We start from the raw sequence: 19626 nt of genomic DNA, 5'->3' as shown, positions 1-19626 counted from the left end.
GCCGCAGCTGTTTGAGCGAAGCGAGTTCTGCGGACCCCCGCCGCAGCCGAGCACCGCAGGTTGCCCGTAGCGAAGCGGAGGGACACAGACAGCAGGGTCGCCTTTTCTTTGCTTACTTTCTTTTGGCGAAGCAAAAGAAAGTGGGTCGCCCGCCGGGGCGAGACCCGGCCCCGAAAAGTAAACAACCCCAAAAAAATCAACCAAGCGCGAGCTTCTTCCGATCACTCATCCGCTTGGCCACCCGCGGCAACACCAGCACCGCCACGATGATGACCACCAGCGCGATGGACATCGGCCGCTGGAGGAACACCGCAGCGCTCCCCTCCCCGATCGACAGCGCATTGCGCATCTGCGCCTCGGCGAGCGGCCCGAGGATCATGCCCACCACGACCGGCGCGGTCGGAAAGTCGAAACGCCGCATCACCACGCCCAGCAGGCCGATGCCGTACAGCAGGAACAGGTCGAACGCGCTCTGGCGCATGCCGTAGGCGCCGACCGTGGCGAAGATCAGGATGCCCGCATAGAGCTGCGGCTTCGGGATCTTGAGCAGCTTCACCCAGAGCCCGACCATCGGCAGGTTCAGCACCAGCAGCATCACGTTGCCGATGTAGAGCGAGGCGATCAGCGCCCACACCAGCGCGGCCGAGGTGGTGAACAGCTGCGGGCCGGGCTGGATGCCGTAGTTCTGGAACGCGCCGAGCAAAATGGCGGTGGTGTTCGACGTGGGAATGCCGAGCGTGAGCAGCGGGATCAGCGCAGCCGTCACGGTGGCGTTGTTCGCGGCTTCGGGGCCGGCCACGCCTTCGATCGCGCCCTTGGTGCCGAACTCGGCCTTGGCCTCCGCGTCCTTTGCGAGCTTCTTTTCCGTGGCGTAGCTCAGGAAGGTCGGAATCTCGGTGCCCCCGGCCGGGATGCAGCCGAAAGGCGCACCGATGGCCGTGCCGCGCAGCCATGCGGGGATCGAGCGCTTCCAGTCGCGCGCGGTCATGTGCACGCGGCTGAGCTTGTTCTGGCCTTCGACCACGCGGCCTTCATAAAGCACCGCGTACAGCACCTCGGCCACAGCGAACAGGCCGACCGCCACCAGCACGATCTCGATGCCGTCGAGCAGTTCGGGAATGCCGCCGATATAGCGGCCCTGGCCCGAGATCTGGTCGAGCCCGATGCAGCCGGCCGCCAAGCCGACGAACAGCGCCGTCATGCCGCGCAGCGTGCTCTTGCCGAGCACCGCGCTCACGGTGGTGAAGGCCAGCATCATCAGCAGGAAGTACTCGGGCGGACCCAGCTTGACCGCGAACTCGGCCACGAAGGGCGCGAACAGCGTGACGAGCACGGTGGCGATGGTGCCCGCCACGAACGAACCGATGGCGGCGGTGGCGAGCGCGGCGCCCGCGCGCCCGCTCTTGGCCATCTTGTTGCCTTCCATCGCGGTGACCATGCTCGCGGTCTCGCCGGGCGTGTTGAGCAGGATCGACGTGGTCGAGCCGCCGTACATCGCGCCGTAGTAGATGCCCGAGAAGAAGATCATCGAGGCCGTGATGTCGACCTTGCCGGTGATCGGCAGCAGCATCGCCACGGCCACCGCGGGGCCGATGCCCGGCAGCACGCCCACGGCGGTGCCCAGGGCGCAGCCCACGAGGCACCAGAGGAGGTTGGCGGGGGTGATTGCGGCGCCGAAGCCCGCCATGAGTGCGTCGAAGATTTCCATGTCAGAGCCACCCGGTGGCCGTCAGGCCCGGCAGGTTGATCGCCAGGAACTTGGTGAACGTCCAGAACACCGGCGCCGAGATCAGAAGGCCGGTCAGGACGTCGACCGCCCAGGTGCGCGGCCGGTTCGCCGCCGGCTGGCCGCCCGCACGGCGCAGGCCCTGCACGGCCAGCAGGTAGCACAAGGTGCAGCTCACGATGAAGCCGAGCGTGGTGATCAGCGCCGCATTCAGCAGCAGCCCTGCCGACACCCACACGAAGCCGGGCCAGTAGGCATGTTCGGCGCCCGAGGGCGCATCGAGTTCGCGGAAGCCGCCGGTGCGCGCTTCCCAGAGGATCCACGCACCGCAGAGCGTGAGCGCGACCGACACCAGCCAGGGCAGGAAGTTGGGGCCGACGCCGCCGTATCCGGCTTCGGAAGAAATGCCGATGGCGCCGAAACCCAGCGCCAGGCCGGTCAGCAGCACGCCGATACCGACCACAGTTTGCGGCCAGGGGGCCGCGGGCTGCGGCGAGGAATCCCGAGTTGTCATTTTTTCTTGCTCCCGCAGTCAGGAAAGGGCAGGTCGCCTCCTGCCCCCTTCCAGAAACACCGCGGAACCGGCTTTGCCGGGCCGCTGGTGTTGCCCCCGGTAGGGGGAGGGAGAAGCGACACGAAGTGCGCGTAGCCGGGGGGCGAGCCGAGGCTAGATCATTCCCGACTTGGTCATGATCGCGCGCAGGCTCGCGAAGTCGTCGTCGACGAACTTGGCGAAAGCCTCGCCCGAGATCACGGCCGGGGTCCAGTCGTTCTTCTTGAGTGCCTCGTTCCACGACGGGCTCTTGAGCACGGCCAGCACCATGTCGGTCAGTGCCTTGCGCTGCTCGGCGCTGATGCCGGGCGCGCCGTACACGCCGCGCCAGTTGCCGATTTCCACGTCGATGCCCTGCTCCTTGAGCGTGGGCACGTTGATGCCCGGCAGGCGCTCGGCGGAGGTGACGGCGATCGCCTTCATCTTGCCCGCGGCGATGTACTCGGCAAATTCGCTGTAGCCGCTGCCGCCGATCGTGACGTTGCCGCCCAGGATGGCCGCGGTGGCCTCGCCGCCGCCGCGGAAGGCCACGTAGTTGATCTTGGAGGGATCGGCGCCGACCTTCTGCGCGATCATGGCTGCGGCGATGTGCTCGGTAGAGCCGCGCGAACCGCCGCCCCACTTGACGCTGCCGGGGTCCTTCTTGAGCTGGTCGACCACGTCCTTCATGGTCTTGAAGGGCGAGTTGGCGGGCAGCACGAACACGTTGTATTCGGTGGTCATGCGGGCGATGGGCGTGGCCTGCGAAAGGTTCACCGGCGGCTTGCCGGTGATGATGCCGCCGAGCATCACCGAGCCCATGACCATGAGCGCGTTCGGATCGCCCTTGGAGCCGTTCACGAACTGGGCCAGGCCCAGCGCGCCCGCGGCGCCGCCCTTGTTGTCGTAGGTGACGGTGTCGGCCAGCTTGGCGTCGGTCAGGGCCTTGCCCAGCGCGCGGCCGGTGGTGTCCCAGCCACCGCCCGGGTTGGCCGGAATCATCATCTTGACGTTGGCGGCGGCGCGTGCCGACAGCGGCAGTGCACCGACGGCGGCCAGCGCGGCCAATGACTTCAGAAAGGTATCGCGACGCATCGTTGTTGTCTCCTGGGAACGAAAGAAACCCTGGCTCGGGTCCGAGCCGCTATCATGCGCCGCCCCGCTGTCAGTTGGCTGTCCAACAAACTGGGGAAAACACCGAACCGCCTGCGCGCCCCGCTCCCCCATGAAGCTGTTGCTGATCGAAGACGATCCCTCGATGCAGGTCACGCTGCAACGTGCCCTTGCGCGCAGCCGGATCGACGTGCGCATCTGCGGCGACGGCGCGCTGGCGCTCGAACAGTGGCGCGCGCTCGAGCCCGACGTGGTGGCGCTCGACCTGAGCCTGCCCAACCTCGACGGCCTCCAGGTGCTGGCCCAGGCGCGCGCAAGCGGGCTGCGCACACCCGTGCTGCTGCTCACCGCGCGCGGCACCGTCGGCGATCGCATCCTCGGCCTGAATGCAGGCGCCGACGACTACCTGCCCAAGCCCTTCGACCTCGACGAGTTGGAGGCGCGCATCCGTGCGCTGCGCCGGCGCCATCAGAACGCCGACCCCGACCCGGCCCTGAATCCGCAGGAGGTCGGCGGCCTGCGCTACGAGCCCGATAGCGGCGCCATCTACCACCGCGGCGACGTGCTCGAGCTCACGCCGCGCGAGCTGTCGCTGCTCAAGGCGCTGATGATGAAACCCGGCCATGCCGTCACCAAGGAGCGGCTCTTCGAACTCGTGTTCCCCGGCGAGGCCGACGTGCACTACGAGGCGATCGAAGTGGTGGTGTATCGGCTGCGCAAGAAGCTCGCGGGCACCGGCACCGCGCTGATGACGTTGCGCGGGCTCGGCTACCTGCTGCGGGCGGAAACCACGGCATGAAGAAGGCGCTGTCGCTGCGCGCGCGGCTGCTCTTCGGCATCCTCGCGCCGGTGGCGCTGTTCATCGTGATCAACAGCGTGAGCCTGTATCGCCAGAGCCTGGCGGCGGCCACCACGGCCTACGACCGCACGCTGCTCGCATCGGCCAAGACCATCGGCGAGCAGCTCGACGTCGAGGGCTACGACGAGGGCGCGCGGTTGCGCGCGATCGTGCCCTACTCGGCGCTCGAGGCCTTCGAGGCCGACAACCAGAGCCGGCTCTTCTACCGCGTCTCGGCGCTCGACGGAGAGATGGTCTCCGGCTTCGCCGAGCTGCCGTTCTGGCGCGGCCGCATTCCCGACCGCGGCGCCTATGCGGCGCTGGTCGACTTCTACGACGCGCGCTTTCGCGACCAGCCGGTGCGCGTGGCAGTGCTGCTGCAGCCCGTGGCGAGCGCACGCGGACGCGGCATGGCCGTGGTGCAGGTGGCCGAGACCCTGGAGCTGCGCGAGACACTGGTGCGCAAGCTGCTCGTCGACATGCTCTGGCGCCAGTTGCTGCTGCTGGGCGTGATCGCCTTCGTGACGGTGCTCGTGGTGCAGCGCGCCACGCGGCCCGTGCGGCAGCTCGGCGAGGCCATCGAGAAGCGCGCCGCCGACGACCTCTCACCGATCGACGCGCCCGATGCGCCACGCGAGCTGCGCCCGCTCATCGACGCCACCACCGAGGTGATGGGACGGCTGCAGCGCCTGCTCGATCACCAGAAGCGCTTCGTGCGCGACAGCGCCCACCAGCTTCGCACGCCGCTCGCGGTGCTCAAGGCCCAGGTGCAGTCCGCGCGCCGCGGCGACGTGCCGCCCGAGCAGGCTCTCGGCGAGATCAGCCAGACCGTCGAGCGCGCCACCACGCTCGCCAACCAGATGCTGTCGCTCGCCAAGGTCGAGCAGTTGCGCCAGCAGCCCGAATCGGTGCCGCTCGAGCTCGGCGAGGTGGCGCGGCAGATCGCGCTCGACCTCTCGCCGCTGATCGCGGACAAGACGCTCGACTTCGAGCTGGCGATCGATGCGCGGCCGGTCGTGGTGCGCGCGCACCGCTGGATGCTGCAGGAGCTCACGCGCAACCTGCTGCACAACGCCATCAAGCAGAGCCCGCCCGGCGGTGCGCTGTCGGTCAGCGTGCGTGCGGAGGGCGCCGAGGCGGTGCTGGCCGTGCGCGACGAAGGACCGGGCATTTCACCCGAACTGCGCCAGCGGCTGTTCGCGCCCTTCTCCACCGGCGACAGCGCCACCGGCTCGGGCCTCGGCCTCGCGATCTGCCGCGAGATCGTGCTGGCGCTCGGCGGGCGCATCGACCTGGACAACCGCCGCCCGCAGGACAATGCCGCACAAGGGGTCGGGCTGGACGCTGTCGTGCGCCTGCCTTTGCACCCCCACAATTCCTGACGCTATGGATCGCCTGCGCATCGACAAATGGCTCTGGGCCGCCCGCTTCTTCAAGACGCGCTCGCTGGCCGCGGACGAAATCGGCAAGAACCGGGTGCAGGTGAACGGCGACGTCGCCAAGGCCTCGCGCGAGGTCAAGGTGGGCGACACCGTGGCCCTGCGCATGGGGCCGCTCACGCGCAGCGTGGTGGTGCGCGGGCTGAGCGGCCAGCGCGGGCCGGCCCCGGTCGCTCAGCAGTTGTACGAAGAAACCCCGGAAAGCATCGCCGCCCTGGCGCAGATGCGCGAGCAGCGCCGCATGGGCAGCGAACCGGCGCTGGCCATTGCGCAGGGCCGGCCGACCAAGCGCGACCGGCGCGATCTCGACGGCGCCGCTCGGCATGCCGAGTGGGACAGCCGCTGGAGCGCCTCGATCGACCCGGACGACGGCGGGCGCTGAACGGGTGCCCGCGCGGCCGGCGGCCGGCCGACCACCCGATCGCTTACGCTCCTTTCCTTTTCCCACACGGAGCCGGCCCCATGCCCAGCCTGAAGAAATTCCGCGTCGACGACGGCAACTTCCGACTTTCGAGCGTAGACCCCGGCGACGCGCCGTTCCTCGAAGGCGACGAGGCGGCCCAGCGCGCGGAAATCGACGCGTTGGCCGTCGAGCTCGACGAGATGCAGAACCTGCTGCATGCCGAAGGCCGCCGCAAGCTGCTGCTGGTGCTGCAGGGCATGGACACCAGCGGCAAGGACGGCACCGTGCGCTGGGTGTTCTCGCGCACCTCGCCGCTCGGCGTGCGCGTCTGCGCCTTCAAGGCGCCCAGCGAGGACGAGCGCGCACGCGACTACCTTTGGCGCTGCCATGCGGTGGTGCCGCGCAACGGCGAGATCGCGGTCTGGAACCGCAGCCACTACGAAGACGTGCTCGTGCCCGTGGTCGAGGGCTGGATCGACAAGGCCGAGGCCCGCCGGCGCTATGCCCAGATCAACGACTTCGAGCGCCTGCTCGTCGAAACCGGCACCGTGGTCGTCAAGTGCATGCTGCACATCGGCAAGGACGAGCAGCGCGAGCGGCTGCAGGCGCGCATCGACACGCCCGGCAAGCAATGGAAGTTCAGCATGGGCGACCTCGACGTGCGCACCAAGTGGGACGCCTACCAGCAGGCCTACGAACGCGCACTGCGCGCCACTTCAACGGCTCATGCGCCCTGGTACGTGGTGCCCGCCAACAGCAAGCGGCACCGCAACCTGATGATCGCCCGGCTCCTGATGAAGACACTGCGGCAGATGAAGCTCGAAACGCCGCCCGCCGACCCCGCGCTGCAGGGCCTGGTCATCCAGTGAGCGGAATGCCGGGCCGCAGGCTCAGGAGCGCCGCACCGGCGACTGCCCGAGCACGCGGCAGTTGCCGAATTCGCAGCGCACCGCCCAGGTGGCGCCGTTCGAGCACGGCACGCTGTAGGCCTCGTAGCCGGGGCCCTTGGCCGTCAGCTCGGCGCGCGGCTGGACGCTGCAGCGCCCGGCCTTCGCGACCACTTCAGCGTTGTAGGTGTCGACGCCCGTGCGGCGCGGGGCGAGCACCAGTTCAGGCGTGAAGGCATGGCCGTAGAAGGAGTCGCGCACGTGCGGATCGAGGTTGCGGTAACCGCGCTTGGCCATGCAGTGCACGATCGCCGTCTGCTGGTGCTCGGCGATCACCGCAGCGTTCGGGCGGTACGACATGTCGATCACCGCGGCCGAGATGCCCGTGTACGAGGCCGCGGCCACGATGCCCTGGCCATGCACCGTGATCAGGCCCAGGCCCAGCGCGAGCCACATGGCGTCGCCCGATTCGCTGCGTGCCGCGATCCGCGTCGCGGCGCCGCGGCAGTCGGCCACGTCGCTGTCATAGCGGGCGCCGTCGACGCCTTCCATCGCCACCTTGGGCACATACGACAGGCCGGACCCGGTGCCGGGTTCGGTGGGCGTCGGCGGCGCGCTGGCGCACCCTGCCAACGCGACCACGGCGCACACCATGCTCAACAGCAGCTTCATGGAATCCCTCGTCCTCTTCGCGATTGTTGGGGGCAATTTAACCATACACCTCGTTACCTTTACCCATGTTTTGTCGCAAAGTCGCGACGGTAGCGAGATAGGTTCCATTTGATGACACTTGCTACCAGCCCATGGACGACGAGGCGCGGCATGCCGCGTCGCGCTGAGCGCCTTCGCCACACACGCTCTCTGAACCGCCGATCACACGTGCCGTGACAGTCGGCGCGAGTTGGTCGGGTCGCGGAACACCAGCGGATGCTCGACCGGCGCGGCCGGGTCGCGCGCCGCCGCGCGTTCCACGGCCTCCGCCACGCGGTGGTGCTCGGGACTCTTGGCGCACACCGGGTCGGCGGCCGCCGGGTCCTGCGCCAGCAGGAAGGCCTGGCAGCGGCAGCCGCCAAGGTCCTGCCCGCGCTGGTCGCAGCTCGCGCAGGGCTCCTTCATCCAGCCGGTGCCGCGGTAGCGGTTGAAGCCTTCCGAATCGAACCAGATCTCGCGCAGGCCATGCGCCTTGACGTTCGGGAACTCGAGGCCCGGCAGCATCGACGCGGTGTGGCACGGCAGCGCCGTGCCGTCGGGCGCCACGGTGAGGAACATGCTGCCCCAGCCGTTGACGCATTTCTTGGGCTTGCCCTCGTGGTAGTCGGGGGCGACGAAAAAGATGCGCATGCGCTCGCCGAGCCGTGCGCGCCAGGCGTCGGTCACCTGCTCGGCATGGCGCAGCTGTTCGTGCGTGGGCAGCAGCTGGTCGCGGTTGAGAAAAGCCCACGAGTAGTACTGCGTGTTGGCGAGCTCGAGGTATTCGGCGCCCATCTCGTGCGCCATCTCGATGATGCGGTCGATGTGGTCGATGTTCATGCGGTGGATCACCACGTTGAGCACCATCGGCCAGCCCTGGTCCTTGATGGTCTTCGCGACCCGGTTCTTGAGTTCGAAGGTCTTGGTGTGCGAGAGGAAATCGTTCATCTCGCGGGTCGAATCCTGGAACGAGAGCTGCACATGGTCGAGCCCCGCCTGCTTCAGCGCCGCGGCCCGCTGCGGCGTCAGGCCCACGCCCGAGGTCAGCAGGTTGGTGTAGTAGCCCAGGCGGTGCGCCTCGGCCACGATGAGCTCCAGGTCGTCGCGCAGCAGCGGCTCGCCGCCCGAGAGGCCGCACTGCACCGCACCGAGCTCGCGGCCCTGGCGCAGCACGCGCAGCCAGTCGTCGGTCGACAGTTCGTCCGCGCGCGCGGCGAAGTCGACCGGATTGAAGCAGAACACGCAGTGCAGCGGACAGCGGTAGGTCAGCTCGGCCAGCAGCCAGAGCGGCGGGCCGGGCCGGGCCGGCTGCGAGGTGCCTGCGCCCGCGGTCATGGCGTATCCCGGCACGTATCCCGGCACGCATCCCAGCGCAGCCAGTTCTGCTGCGCCGCCATCTCGACGAATCCGCGCACCTGCGGCTCGAGGCCGGTGGTGCCGAAGGCGCCTTCGAGCTCGGCCACGATGGCCGCGAGGCTGCGCTCGCCGTCGCAGCGCTTCATGATCTCGCCGGCGCTGCCATTGAGCTTGACCATGCCCTCGGGATAGAGCAGCACGTGGCAGTCCTGGGCCGGCTCCCATTGCAAGCGAAAGCCCGGACCCACGCGCGGCCGGCTCTCGAGCGTGAGCTGCTTGATGTCCGGCGCGGCGCTCATTGCGCACCCACCCCGTAGCGCGTCGCCATCGCGTCGTTCATGGCCCAGAGGATGTCGAGCTTGAACTGCAGCACCTCGAGCGCGCGCTCCTGCAGCGCACGCGTGTCGAAGTGGTCGAGCGTGATCGCGAGGCCCTGTTCCACGTCGCGGCGCGCCTGGCTCACGCGGTTGCGAAAGTAGCCGAGCCCCTCGGGTTCGATCCACGCGTAGTGCTCGGGCCAGGTCGCGAGGCGCTGCTTGTGGATCTCGGGCGCGAAGAGTTCGGTCAGCGAGGAGCACACCGCCTCCTGCCAGGGCGCACGGCGCGCGAAGTTGACATACGCATCGACCGCGAAGCGCACCGCCGGCACCACATGCCGCAGGTCGCGCACCTCGTCGCGCGAGAGGCCCACGGCCTCGGCCAGGCGCAGCCAGGCCTCGATGCCGCCTTCATCGCGGATGCCGCCGAGCTCGAAGCCGTCGTGGTCGAGGATGCGCTGCACCCAGCCGCGCCGCACCGCCTGGTCGGGGCAGTTCGACAGCACCGCGGCGTCCTTGATCGGGATCGCGATCTGGTAATAGAAGCGGTTCGCCACCCAGCCGCGGATCTGCTCGGGCGAAGCGCGCCCGCTGTTGAGCATCACGTTGAACGGATGGTGGATGTGGTAGCTGCGGCCGCGCTCGCGCAGCCGGGCCTCGAAGTCCTCGCGCGACCAGGCGGGTGCGCTTTCCGCGCCGTGGTGGGTGGTCGGGCGGGACGGGTCCTGGATCCTGTCGGCGTGCATGGAGGTGGGCTTCCGGTTTCAGAGCTGGATCTGCATGCCGTCTTCGCAGGCTTCGATCCCTGCGCGCCGCAGCGCGGCATGCGCGGCCGAGTCCTCGTCGAGGATCGGATTGGTGTTGTTGATGTGGATCAGCATGCGCCGCGCGGTGGTGGCCGGCAGGCGCGAGAGCCATTCGATCATTCCGCCCTCGCCCGACTGCGGCAGGTGCCCGATCTCGCGCGCGCGCTTGCCGCTGACGCCGAGGCGGACCATCTCGTCGTCGGTCCAGAAGGTGCCATCCACCATCACCGCATCGGCGTTCGACATCGCATCGAACACCGGCGGCGTGATCGCGCCCAGGCCCGGCGCATAGAACAGGCTGCGCCCGCTCTGCCGGTCGAGGATGGTCACGCCGATGTTGTCGCCGGCCACCGGATGATCGCGGTGCGGCGAATACGGCGCGGCCTTTCCCGTGAGCGCGATCGCGCGGAACGACAGCCCCGGCACACCGGGCACTTCGAACGCATTGCCGTCGAGCGGCACCGCATGGCGCTCCACCCCGCAGTAGTGCGACAGCACGTTCAGCACCGGGTTGCCCCGGCCCAGGTCCTCGGCCACCGGATCGGTGCACCACAGCGGCAGCGGCGTGCCGCGCTCGCGCAGCATGAACAGCCCCGTCGCATGGTCGACCTGCCCGTCGATCAGCACCACGCCCGCGATCGCCGTGTCGCGCAGCGCACGCGCCGGCTGCAGCACCGGACTGCTGCGGATCTGCTCGAGGATGTCGGGCGATGCATTGAACAGCACCCCGTCCGCGCCCCCATCGGGCCGTACGAAGATCGACGACTGCGTGCGCGCCTTGGCCCGCACCGTGCCCGCACGCACACCCGCGCAATTGGGGCAGTTGCAGTTCCACTGCGGAAAGCCGCCACCCGCGGCCGAACCCAGGACGGTGATGCGCATCGGTAGAAAGAAAAGAGGAGGAATCGAATCCCGAACAACCCACCCTGAAAAACAGGGCGGGTCGACAAAAAGGGCACACCCCAAAAACCCCCACGGCCCAACCCAGTGCACCCGTGGAACCGGCTCCGCCGGGCCACCGGGTGCGCCCCCCAGTGGGGGGAGGCGCCGCAGGCGCTTCGGGGGGCGTCCTTACCTAGCGTTGACGTACATCGTGATCTCGAAGCCGAAGCGGAAATCGGTGGCCGTCGGTGTTTCCCATTTCATGCGGTGTCTCCTTCTGAAGTGGCGCAGCAGCGCCGGACGGCGGCTGCGGGAATCGCGTGGTTCCACGTCCCATAGTGAACCGATGAGCGCGCCGGACCCAGCCGTGAAATCATGATTCGCAGTTCATGATTTTCATGAAAGCGTGCACATTGCACATACCGGCGCCGCCGGCATGGCCGCAGCGCCCGGAAACCCAGGGTTTCCCCTGTAGGCTCCGCGCCTGCTGCGCGGCACGCGGCAGCGTCTTTGAACAATTCGAAATCCCCGAACGTGCACACCGCCTCCCTGCTCCTCACCATCCTCTGCGCCGGCCTCGCGAGCCAGTGGCTGGCCGCCCAGATCCGCCTTCCCGCGATCGTCGTGCTCATCGCCGTCGGCCTCGTGCTCGGCCCGATCGCCGGCGTGGTCCGGCCCAGCATCGAAGGCGAGCAACTGAGCGAACTGATCGGCCTGGGCGTCGCGATCATCCTGTTCGAAGGCGGCATGGACCTGAAGATCAGCGAGTTCAAGCGCGTGGGCCATGGCATCGGCCGGCTCACGGTCGTTGCGCCGCCGCTGGCGTGGCTGTTCGGCGGCGTGGCCGCGCACTACATCGGCGGCCTGAGCTGGCCGGTGGCGATCGTGCTGGCCGCGATCCTGGTCGTGACCGGACCCACGGTGATCCTGCCGCTGCTGCGCCAGGCGCGTCTCAACAAGGAATCGGCCGCGCTGCTCAAGTGGGAGGGCATCGTCAACGACCCGATCGGCGTGTTGATGGCGGTGCTGGCTTTTCAGTACTTCACGGTGTCGGGCGGCGGCCTGTCGACCACGCTGCTGGCGCTCGGTGCCGCGGTGGCGGTGGCCCTGGTACTGGGCGGACTGGGCGGCTGGCTCATCGGCTGGCTGTACCGCCGTGGCGGCGCGCCCGAGCACCTGAAGGCGCCCATCCTCATGGTGCTGGTGCTGGCTGCCTACTGGGCCAGCAACCTCGTGCAGCACGAGGCGGGACTGCTGACCGTGACCGTCATGGGCCTGGTGATCGGCAACATGGAACTGGTCGAGCGCGAGTCGCTTCAGCACTTCAAGGAAAACCTCACGGTGGTGCTGCTGTCGGTGCTGTTCATCGTGATCCCGAGCCAGCTCGAGCCGGGGCAGCTCGCACTGATCGACTGGCGCATGGTGGCCTTCGTGCTCGCCGTGCTGTTCGTGGTGCGCCCGCTCGCGATCGGCCTCTCGACGCTGGGTGCGCCGATGCGCAGGCAGGACCGCCTGCTGCTGGCCTGGATCGCGCCGCGCGGCATCGTGGCCGTGGCCACCGCAGGCATCTTCGGGCCCGCCCTCGTCAAGGCCGGCTATGCCGACGCCGCGAAGCTGCTGCCGACCACCTTTCTGATCGTGATGGCGACGGTGCTCTGCCATGGCCTGAGCCTCGGGCGCATCGCGCGCCGCCTCGGGCTGGCCGCGCGCGGCGACTCGGGCCTGCTGATCGTCGGCGCCTCGCCCTGGACCTGCGCGCTGGCGCAGACGCTGCAGCGCCTGCAGATCGAGGTGCTGGTGGTCGACCGCCATTACGAAGCCCTCAAGCTCGCGCGCATGCGCGGCATCGAGGTGTTCTATGGCGAATTCCTGTCGGAGCAGGCCGAAGAGGCGCTCGAGGTGCAGCACCTGAGCTACCTCCTTTGCGCCACCGAGAACGACTCGTATAACGCGCTGGTGTGCAAGGCGCAGGGCCATCGGATGGGCCACCACCGCACCTTCCAGCTCGCAGTCGGCCGCGGACAGGGACAGGCCGCGGGTGCGCTGTCGCTGCAGCAGCGCGGCTACCTCGCCTTTCATGAGGGCGCCACCTACGCGGCGCTCGAGGCGCGGCTGCAAGAGGGCTGGACCATCCAGGCGACGAACCTCACCAAGGCCTACGGCTGGGCCGCGTTCAGCGAGCGCATGGGCAAACCCGGCAAGGACTGGTGGCTCGTGGGCGGCGTGTCGCCAGCCGGCGCGTTCCGGATCTATTCGAGCGAGCAGCCCTTCAAGGTCGATGCAGGCTGGACCGCCGTCTGCTTCGCGCCGCCGGGCCGGCAGGACACGGCCGCACCGCCGTCCGCATAGCCACGCACGCGACGTTTCCCGTACCATGCCCCGGTGTTTCCCACCGGCCTGTACAACGAAACTCCGCCCTGGCGCACCCACGCATTCCCGGTGTCGCACGGCCATGTGCTGCATGTCGAGCAAAGCGGCGATCCGGCAGGTCTTTGCGCCGTGGTGCTGCATGGCGGACCGGGCTCGGGCAGCTCGCCGGTGCTGCGGCGCTTCTTCGATCCCTCGCGCTTCCATGTGATCACCATCGACCAGCGCGGCGCCGGCCGCAGCCGGCCGCGCGGCACGACCGCGTACAACCGGACGGCCGACCTGCTCGACGACCTGCGCAGCGTGCGCGCGCAGCTCGGCGTGCCGCGCTGGCTCGTGGTGGGCGGCTCGTGGGGCGCGACGCTGGCGCTCGCCCATGCACTGGCCGAGCCCGAGGCCGTGGCCGCGCTGCTGCTGCGCGCGGTGTTCCTGCCGCGCGCCGGCGACATCGACAACTTCTTCCAGGACACGGCGCGCCGCGCGCCCGACCCATGGGAACGCTTCGCCGCCGAGGCGCCGCCCGACCAGCGCGGCGACATGCTGGGCTTCCTGGCGCGCGGACTCGCGGCCGATGGCGATGCCGACACGGCGCGCCGGCTCGCGCTCGCATGGTGGCGCTGGGAGCGTGCGCTCGCGGGCGATCAACAGCAGGCCGCGTCCGACGACCCGGCGCCCGAACGCACCGTGCTCGACGCGCTCGTGGACCGCTATCGCGTGCAGAGCCATTTTCTGCTGCACCGCTGCTGGCTCGACGATGCGCCGCCGCTGCTCGAACGCCTGCATGCGCTGCCCCACGTGCCCACGCTGTTGCTGCACTCGCAGGGCGACCGCGTGTGCCCGCCGCAAAACGCACGGGCGGTGCACGAACGCATCGCGCACAGCCGGTTGCAGTGGGTCGACGCGGCTGCCGGTCACGATCCCGCGCACCCGGCCATGGTGCAGGCGATGGTCGCCGCACTCGACGGCTATGCACGGCACGGACGCTTCGGCGACGCGAGTGCGTCATGACGCTGCGCCTGAAGATCAACCTCATCGTCAGCCTGCTGGCGCTGCTTTCGCTCGCGGCCATGCTCGCGCTGCAGCTGCGCAGCATGCGCGAGTCGATCCAGGAAGAAGTGGTGGCCGCCAACCGCGTGGCCGCCCAGTTGCTGAACCGCACCGCATGGCTCTATGCGGCGCAGGGCACGCCCGCCATGCTGGCCTTTCTGCAGGGCGTGGGCCGGGTGCGCTCGAACGACATCACGCTGCTCGACGCCGAGGCGCGCGTGCTCTACAGCTCGCCTGACTCGCCGTACAAGGCGGGCCGCGATGCGCCAAGCTGGTTCGCCAGGCTGGTGTCGCCTTCGCCCAAGCAGATGTCGATCGCCTTTCCCGACGGCAAGCTGGTGGTGCGCTCCAACGCCTCGCGCGCGGTGCTCGACGCCTGGGACGATGCGGTGCTGCTGCTGCTCAGCGCGCTCGGGCTGCTGGCGGTGGTCAATGCGGCCGTGTTCTGGGTGGTGGGGCGCGCGACGCGTCCGTTCGCCGACATCGTCGATGCGCTCAACCAGCTCGAGAGCGGGCGCTTCGACGTGGCACTGCGCGCCCTGCCCGGCACCGAGGCCGCGGCGATCGGCGCCGCCTTCAACCGCATGGTCGGCATGCTGCAGCAGCACATCGAGACCGAGCGCCGCGCGGTGCGCGCCGAGAGCCGCCTGCTCGAAAGCCGCGAACTGGGCCGCTGGGTCGACCAGAAGATCGAGGAAGAACGCCGCCTGATCGCGCGCGAGCTGCACGACGAACTCGGCCAGTCGGTCACCGCGATGCGCAGCATGGCGCTGTCGATCGCGCAGCGCATGCAGTCGCTCGATCCGCAGGCCGAGCAGGCGGCACGGCTCATCGCCGACGAATCGGCGCGGCTCTACACCGCGATGCACGGCATGATCCCGCGCCTCACGCCGCTGGTGCTCGACCGCTTCGGCCTGGTGGCCGCCCTCGAAGACCTGGTGGAGCGCACGCGCAACAGCCACGCGGGAGTGGAGGTCGAATGGCAACTCGGCCTCGACCTCGGCCGCACCCCGCTCGGCACCGACACCGCGCTCGTGCTCTACCGCGCCGCGCAGGAAGGCATCACCAACGCACTGCGGCACGGCGAGGCACGCCGGATCGTGCTCGCACTCGCAGGCACCGAAAGCGCCGTGACGCTCACGCTCAGCGACGACGGCCGCGGCCTCGGTGCCGCCGACGCGGCCCAGGAGACCAGCGGCGGACACTACGGCCTGCGCTGGCTCGCCGAGCGCATCGACAGCCTCGGCGGCGAGCTGCGCCTCGAACCCGCCGTGCCGCGCGGCGCCCAACTGACGGTGCGCCTGCCGCTGGCGGGCGCCGCCCCGGAGAACCCATGACATCGACGACCGAGCCTCTTATCCGCGTGATGCTGGTGGACGACCATGCGCTGGTGCGCATGGGCTTTCGCATGCTGCTGGCCGACGCGCAGATCGAGGTGGCGGCCGAGGCCGATACCGGCGAGCAGGCCTGCCAGGACTATCCGCAGGTGCAGCCCGACCTCGTCGTGATGGACCTCTCGATGCCCGGCATGGGCGGGCTCGAGGCCGTGCGGCGCCTGCTGGCGCACGACCCGAAGGCGCGCGTGCTGGCCCTGTCGGCGCACGAGGACACGATCCATCCGCGCCGCGTGCTGCGCGCCGGCGCGCTCGGCTATCTCGCCAAGCGCAGCGCGCCCGACGCGCTGATCGCCGCGGTCCGGGCGGTGGCGCGCGGCGAGCGCTACATCGACGCCAGCACCGCGCAGGCACTCGCCACCGCGCAGATCGAGGGCGAAGCCAATCCGGCCGACCTGCTGAGCGAGCGCGAGTTCTCGGTCTTCATCCAGCTCGCGCGCGGCATGACGGTGGCGCAGATCGCGGGCACGCTGAACCTGTCGCTGAGCACCGTGGGCTCGCACCTCTACCGCATCAAGCAGAAGCTCGGCGCCGCCAACCAGGCGGAGCTGACGTGGGTGGCGCTGCGGTGGGGGTTGATCCAGGTGTAGGGGCCAGCGGGAGACGCGGCGGCTTCAGGCTGCCGAAGGTTCCCGAAAGCGCGCACCGGCATCCGATGCCGGCGCGGCGTCGGGCGGAACCAGCTGCGCCGGCAGCACGCCGCGCAACGCGTTGCACACCACGAGCTTCTGCGCCGCGCGCAGGTCGTCGAGCGAGAGGCTGCGTTCCTCGGCGAGCCAGATCGAGTCGTCCATCAGCACGCCGCGCATCACGCCCGGCAAGGCGCCGTCGGCGACGGGCGGCGTGCACCAGCGTCCGTCGATGCGCGCGAACAGCGTGCTGCGCCCGCCTTCGGCGAGCCGGCCGTCGGCCGTGAAGAACAGGCTGTCGAAGGCACCGGCACGCTCGGCGGCGCGCACGCCGGCATCGTAGTGCTGGCGCCAGGTGGTTTTGTGCGCGGCCAGCGGGTTCGCATCGGGCAGCCGCGCTTCGGCGATCACGAGCTTCACCGCGCCGGGCGGCAGCGGCAGCGGCGGCAGTGGTGAATGCGTGATGCCGATGCGCCCGCCGTGCGCGAGCGCCAAGCGCAGCCGCGACGGCTGGCCCGGCGCGAGCGCGGGCAGTGCGTCGCGCAGCGCCTGCAGCGCGGCCGCCCGGTCAAACGCGAAGCCGAGCGCCTGGGCGCTGCGCGCGAGCCGCGCGAGATGCCGCTCGAGGTAGCGGATGCCCTCGCCCGGCGTGGCCAGCATGGTCTCGAACAGTTCGAAGCCGGGGTCGAGTGCGGTGAGGAAGCGGGCCTTGAGGCGGCATTCCTCGAACTCGTCGGCCGCGCGGCTGTCGTGCACGATGCCCGCGCCGACACCGAGCCGCAGCGGCCGCAGGCCCCGCTCGGACGCGCCGAGCGTGAGCGTGCGGATCGCCACCGAGAGGCAGAAATCGCCGACCGCCTCGCCTTCGGCCGACGCATCGACCCAGCCGATGGCGCCGCAGTAGAGGCCGCGCGGCGTGCCTTCGAGCTCGGCGATCCAGTCCATGGTGCGGTGCTTCGGCGCGCCGGTGATCGAGCCGCAGGGAAACGCGGCGCGCAGCAACTCGGGCATGCCGACGCCGGGGCGCAGCAGCGCCTCGACGGTGGAGGTCATCTGGAACACCGTGGCATAGGGCTCGACCGCGAACAGCGTGGGCACCTTCACCGAGCCGATGCATGCCACGCGGCCGATGTCGTTGCGCAGCAGGTCGACGATCATCACGTTCTCGGCGCGGTTCTTGGCGTCGGCCGCGAGCCGGCGCGCCGTTTCGCTGTCGGCCTCGGGGACATCGGCGCGCGCGGCGGTGCCCTTCATCGGGCGCGCGGTGAGCACGCCGCGCGCGTGGCGCAGGAACAGCTCGGGCGAGCAAGAGAGCACGTGCGTGATCTCGCCGCCCTCGGGCAGCGCGATCAGCGCGCCGTAGGCCACCGGCTGCCGCTCGCGCAGGCGGCGGTACAGCGCCACGGGCGAGCCGTAGGCCTGGCCGTTCAGCCGGTAGGTGAAGTTGACCTGGTAGGTTTCGCCGGCGGCAATGGCGGCATGGATGCGCGCGATGGCGGCGGTGAATTCCGCTTCACCGATACCGGGCTGCAGGTCCATCACGCCCGCGGACTGCGCGGCGGCGGCGCTGTCGGGCTCGCATCGTTCGAGCCAGGCGCCGGCCTCGCCGGCCGAAAGCCGCGCGCAGTCGCGGAACATCAGCACGCGCAGCGCCGCGCTGTCGCCGGGCGCAAGCCGCCGCTCGCCCGCCTGCAGCAGCCTGGCGCCCCATTCGTAGTCAGCCAGCAGCACCGCATGCAGCCCCTGGCGCAGGTCGGCATCCACGCGCGCCCATGCGGCGTCGAGGTCGGCCGCGTCGACAGCGCGATGCGCGCGCACGAAGCGGGTGTACAGCCGGCTCGTGGGGCGGTCCGGCGTCGAGCCGCAGTCGTCGAGCAGTGCGAAGGAAGAATCCACGGTCAACTCCAGTGAACCCTGGATTCTCACCGGCAGACGATGAGCTCATCCTTGGCGGCTCTCGCGCGCAAGCCCGGGGCGGGCGTGCGCACTCGGCCTCAGAAGCCGTGCCGGCTCTGTGCCTCGTAGGGCTCGGCCATCTCGCTGAGCTGGTAGCCCTGCCCCCAGATCGCCTGCAGGCAAGGGCCCTTGGAGCGGGCATGCAGCCCGAGCTTGCGGCGCAGACCCGACACGCTGACGTCCAGCGATCGCGAGACCGGATGATCGTTGTCGTTTCGGCCCCATACATGCCTGAAGAGCCATTCGCGCGACAGTGGGCGGTTGATGTTGCGGAAGAAGGCCACGGCCAGGTCGAACTCGAGCGGGCGCAGCTTGATGACATCGCCGGCCCGCTCCGCCTTGTCCTGATGCAGGACGAAGCGGTAGTCGCCCCACTGCATGACGCGCTCGGCGATCGGCACCTTGCGGCGCTGCAGGTAGGCCTCGAGCGTGCGGTAGCTGTCCTCGAACGAAGATGGCGCATGAACCACCGTGGACGCCGAATCGGTATGAAGTACCGAAATCACCCGGAACTGGCTCTTGCAGGCACTGAGAACCAGCGGGAAATGCCGACCCAGGCTTTCACGGGCTTGTGCAATGAGCGGCTGGAATACGGCTGGGTCTCTGGGACAAGCCAATAGCAGGGCTTCGAATTGAGCCGCAACCGCGCTTTGCTTTTGCAGCTCTTCCACACTGGTAAAAATTATTGGCGTGTGCCCCAGCCTGCAAATGGCACGGCGGGCAATTTCTCTGGAACGAAGCAACGGATCTAGTACGGCAATTTGCAAAACGACCACCCCCTCACACTGATCAATGGACCGGTCGCTCCTTCGAGCGATCGTGGTTCGGTCAAATCCGCCGCGTGCCACCTGTCATGAATTCAAGCGTTAACGGATTTTGCCCTTGAGGGGGAATCTAAAGAAACACATCGCCGCAGTCCGCAAAAAATGCGCACCTCGCATGTGGAAATCGTGCACCTGGTTACGAAATCGTGCGAAAGCGAGAATTAGTACCGCTCAATAGCGATTGGCGATTTTCAATTCGCTTGCCAAGTTGATTTGGCAAAATAGATCGACCGTTCGAAATTTAATTTCCGAGGCGCTCCGGCGATCTCGGCGCAGCGGGATCAGAGGCAGGAAGAACGGAAGAACAAATGAAAAACGCCCCGTGAGGGGCGTTTTTGCTAGCTGGCGGAACCGGAGGGAGCGAGGTTCTCAATGAAATCAGGCACTTAGGCGGCTCGTACCCTATGCCGTGCCATGGTT

Annotated in this window: 19 protein-coding genes; 8 read left to right on the top strand and 11 right to left on the bottom strand. The window is 69.1% G+C overall.

All coding sequences use genetic code 11. From position 1 onward, the window contains the following. Positions 1 to 196: 196 nt before the first annotated feature. From AC3A6J_RS27505 to AC3A6J_RS27495, 3 genes are all read right to left on the bottom strand, one after another. Entirely contained in the window at positions 197 to 1708 is a 1512-nt protein-coding gene (locus tag AC3A6J_RS27505; RefSeq protein ID WP_487863188.1) for a tripartite tricarboxylate transporter permease, read from the bottom strand. A 1-nt stretch (position 1709) separates the two neighbouring features. Beyond that, positions 1710 to 2240: a tripartite tricarboxylate transporter TctB family protein gene (locus AC3A6J_RS27500; RefSeq protein ID WP_487863187.1), complete on the bottom strand. Its 531-nt coding sequence runs from the start codon at positions 2238 to 2240 to the stop codon at positions 1710 to 1712. Between the two features lie 153 nt (positions 2241 to 2393). After that, positions 2394 to 3353 (bottom strand): Bug family tripartite tricarboxylate transporter substrate binding protein, encoded by a 960-nt coding sequence (locus AC3A6J_RS27495; RefSeq protein WP_487863186.1) that lies wholly within the window; start codon positions 3351 to 3353, stop codon positions 2394 to 2396. A gap of 130 nt (positions 3354 to 3483) precedes the next feature. Here AC3A6J_RS27495 and AC3A6J_RS27490 point away from each other — a divergent pair, with 130 nt between their 5' ends. The 4 genes from AC3A6J_RS27490 (at position 3484) to AC3A6J_RS27475 (ending at position 6920) form a co-directional block, all read left to right on the top strand. Continuing rightward, positions 3484 to 4170 (top strand): response regulator, encoded by a 687-nt coding sequence (locus AC3A6J_RS27490; RefSeq protein WP_487863185.1) that lies wholly within the window; start codon positions 3484 to 3486, stop codon positions 4168 to 4170. Continuing rightward, positions 4167 to 5591 carry a sensor histidine kinase gene (locus tag AC3A6J_RS27485; RefSeq protein ID WP_487863184.1) on the top strand — a complete coding sequence of 475 codons (1425 nt, stop codon included), beginning with the start codon at positions 4167 to 4169 and terminating at the stop codon, positions 5589 to 5591. Before AC3A6J_RS27490 ends, AC3A6J_RS27485 begins: the two co-directional genes overlap by 4 nt. A gap of 4 nt (positions 5592 to 5595) precedes the next feature. After that, complete coding sequence (locus tag AC3A6J_RS27480; protein WP_487863183.1) at positions 5596 to 6030, top strand: RNA-binding S4 domain-containing protein; 435 nt, start codon at positions 5596 to 5598, stop codon at positions 6028 to 6030. 80 nt (positions 6031 to 6110) lie between these two features. Beyond that, the gene (locus AC3A6J_RS27475; RefSeq protein ID WP_487863182.1) at positions 6111 to 6920 is read left to right on the top strand and encodes a PPK2 family polyphosphate kinase; all 810 of its coding nucleotides are present in this window, start codon (positions 6111 to 6113) and stop codon (positions 6918 to 6920) included. Between the two features lie 21 nt (positions 6921 to 6941). Here the strand turns inward: AC3A6J_RS27475 and AC3A6J_RS27470 are convergent, their stop codons facing one another. The 6 genes from AC3A6J_RS27470 to pqqA form a co-directional block, all read right to left on the bottom strand. Then, the gene (locus tag AC3A6J_RS27470) at positions 6942 to 7610 is read right to left on the bottom strand and encodes a hypothetical protein (protein ID WP_487863181.1); all 669 of its coding nucleotides are present in this window, start codon (positions 7608 to 7610) and stop codon (positions 6942 to 6944) included. 201 nt (positions 7611 to 7811) lie between these two features. Beyond that, entirely contained in the window at positions 7812 to 8963 is a 1152-nt protein-coding gene (gene pqqE, locus AC3A6J_RS27465) for a pyrroloquinoline quinone biosynthesis protein PqqE (protein WP_487863180.1), read from the bottom strand. Beyond that, the gene (pqqD, locus tag AC3A6J_RS27460) at positions 8960 to 9283 is read right to left on the bottom strand and encodes a pyrroloquinoline quinone biosynthesis peptide chaperone PqqD (RefSeq protein WP_487863179.1); all 324 of its coding nucleotides are present in this window, start codon (positions 9281 to 9283) and stop codon (positions 8960 to 8962) included. Before pqqD ends, pqqE begins: the two co-directional genes overlap by 4 nt. Continuing rightward, positions 9280 to 10047: a pyrroloquinoline-quinone synthase PqqC gene (gene pqqC / locus AC3A6J_RS27455; RefSeq protein WP_487863178.1), complete on the bottom strand. Its 768-nt coding sequence runs from the start codon at positions 10045 to 10047 to the stop codon at positions 9280 to 9282. Before pqqC ends, pqqD begins: the two co-directional genes overlap by 4 nt. Positions 10048 to 10065: 18 nt before the next feature. Further along, the gene (pqqB, locus tag AC3A6J_RS27450) at positions 10066 to 10989 is read right to left on the bottom strand and encodes a pyrroloquinoline quinone biosynthesis protein PqqB (protein WP_487863177.1); all 924 of its coding nucleotides are present in this window, start codon (positions 10987 to 10989) and stop codon (positions 10066 to 10068) included. A 189-nt stretch (positions 10990 to 11178) separates the two neighbouring features. Next, a complete protein-coding gene (gene pqqA, locus AC3A6J_RS27445; protein WP_487863189.1) occupies positions 11179 to 11253 on the bottom strand; it encodes a pyrroloquinoline quinone precursor peptide PqqA in 75 nt (24 codons plus the stop codon). Between the two features lie 270 nt (positions 11254 to 11523). Here pqqA and AC3A6J_RS27440 point away from each other — a divergent pair, with 270 nt between their 5' ends. Genes AC3A6J_RS27440 through AC3A6J_RS27425 form a run of 4 tightly spaced genes read left to right on the top strand, consistent with a single transcriptional unit; the run spans position 11524 to position 16387 of the window. Further along, the gene (locus AC3A6J_RS27440; RefSeq protein WP_487863176.1) at positions 11524 to 13338 is read left to right on the top strand and encodes a cation:proton antiporter; all 1815 of its coding nucleotides are present in this window, start codon (positions 11524 to 11526) and stop codon (positions 13336 to 13338) included. A gap of 33 nt (positions 13339 to 13371) precedes the next feature. Continuing rightward, complete coding sequence (locus tag AC3A6J_RS27435) at positions 13372 to 14364, top strand: alpha/beta fold hydrolase (RefSeq protein WP_487863175.1); 993 nt, start codon at positions 13372 to 13374, stop codon at positions 14362 to 14364. Then, positions 14361 to 15740 (top strand): histidine kinase, encoded by a 1380-nt coding sequence (locus AC3A6J_RS27430; RefSeq protein WP_487863174.1) that lies wholly within the window; start codon positions 14361 to 14363, stop codon positions 15738 to 15740. Before AC3A6J_RS27435 ends, AC3A6J_RS27430 begins: the two co-directional genes overlap by 4 nt. Further along, entirely contained in the window at positions 15737 to 16387 is a 651-nt protein-coding gene (locus AC3A6J_RS27425) for a response regulator (RefSeq protein ID WP_487863173.1), read from the top strand. Before AC3A6J_RS27430 ends, AC3A6J_RS27425 begins: the two co-directional genes overlap by 4 nt. Positions 16388 to 16411: 24 nt before the next feature. On the opposite strand, the gene pabB is transcribed toward AC3A6J_RS27425, so the two are convergent. Both pabB and AC3A6J_RS27415 read right to left on the bottom strand, forming a co-directional pair. After that, positions 16412 to 18322 (bottom strand): aminodeoxychorismate synthase component I, encoded by a 1911-nt coding sequence (gene pabB / locus AC3A6J_RS27420; RefSeq protein ID WP_487863172.1) that lies wholly within the window; start codon positions 18320 to 18322, stop codon positions 16412 to 16414. Positions 18323 to 18420: 98 nt separating this feature from the next. Continuing rightward, on the bottom strand, positions 18421 to 19053 hold the full coding sequence (locus AC3A6J_RS27415; RefSeq protein WP_487863171.1) for a winged helix-turn-helix domain-containing protein: 633 nt from the start codon (positions 19051 to 19053) through the stop codon (positions 18421 to 18423). Positions 19054 to 19626: the final 573 nt, after the last annotated feature.

The sequence above is a fragment of the Variovorax sp. Soil_C_39 genome (assembly GCF_057656815.1).
This window is presented reverse-complemented; position numbering and strand designations above follow the sequence as displayed.

Excerpts from the sequence above, each read along its gene's own strand:
- AC3A6J_RS27485 (WP_487863184.1), top strand. The coding sequence starts at position 4,167 with ATGAAGAAGGCGCTGTCGCTGCGCGCGCGGCTGCTCTTCGGCATCCTC.
- AC3A6J_RS27430 (WP_487863174.1), top strand. The coding sequence starts at position 14,361 with ATGACGCTGCGCCTGAAGATCAACCTCATCGTCAGCCTGCTGGCGCTG.
- pqqD (WP_487863179.1), bottom strand. The coding sequence starts at position 9,283 with ATGAGCGCCGCGCCGGACATCAAGCAGCTCACGCTCGAGAGCCGGCCG.
- AC3A6J_RS27470 (WP_487863181.1), bottom strand. The coding sequence starts at position 7,610 with ATGAAGCTGCTGTTGAGCATGGTGTGCGCCGTGGTCGCGTTGGCAGGG.
- AC3A6J_RS27505 (WP_487863188.1), bottom strand. The coding sequence starts at position 1,708 with ATGGAAATCTTCGACGCACTCATGGCGGGCTTCGGCGCCGCAATCACC.
- AC3A6J_RS27425 (WP_487863173.1), top strand. The coding sequence starts at position 15,737 with ATGACATCGACGACCGAGCCTCTTATCCGCGTGATGCTGGTGGACGAC.
- AC3A6J_RS27490 (WP_487863185.1), top strand. The coding sequence starts at position 3,484 with ATGAAGCTGTTGCTGATCGAAGACGATCCCTCGATGCAGGTCACGCTG.
- AC3A6J_RS27480 (WP_487863183.1), top strand. The coding sequence starts at position 5,596 with ATGGATCGCCTGCGCATCGACAAATGGCTCTGGGCCGCCCGCTTCTTC.
- pqqB (WP_487863177.1), bottom strand. The coding sequence starts at position 10,989 with ATGCGCATCACCGTCCTGGGTTCGGCCGCGGGTGGCGGCTTTCCGCAG.
- AC3A6J_RS27500 (WP_487863187.1), bottom strand. The coding sequence starts at position 2,240 with ATGACAACTCGGGATTCCTCGCCGCAGCCCGCGGCCCCCTGGCCGCAA.
- pqqC (WP_487863178.1), bottom strand. The coding sequence starts at position 10,047 with ATGCACGCCGACAGGATCCAGGACCCGTCCCGCCCGACCACCCACCAC.
- pqqE (WP_487863180.1), bottom strand. The coding sequence starts at position 8,963 with ATGACCGCGGGCGCAGGCACCTCGCAGCCGGCCCGGCCCGGCCCGCCG.
- AC3A6J_RS27475 (WP_487863182.1), top strand. The coding sequence starts at position 6,111 with ATGCCCAGCCTGAAGAAATTCCGCGTCGACGACGGCAACTTCCGACTT.
- AC3A6J_RS27495 (WP_487863186.1), bottom strand. The coding sequence starts at position 3,353 with ATGCGTCGCGATACCTTTCTGAAGTCATTGGCCGCGCTGGCCGCCGTC.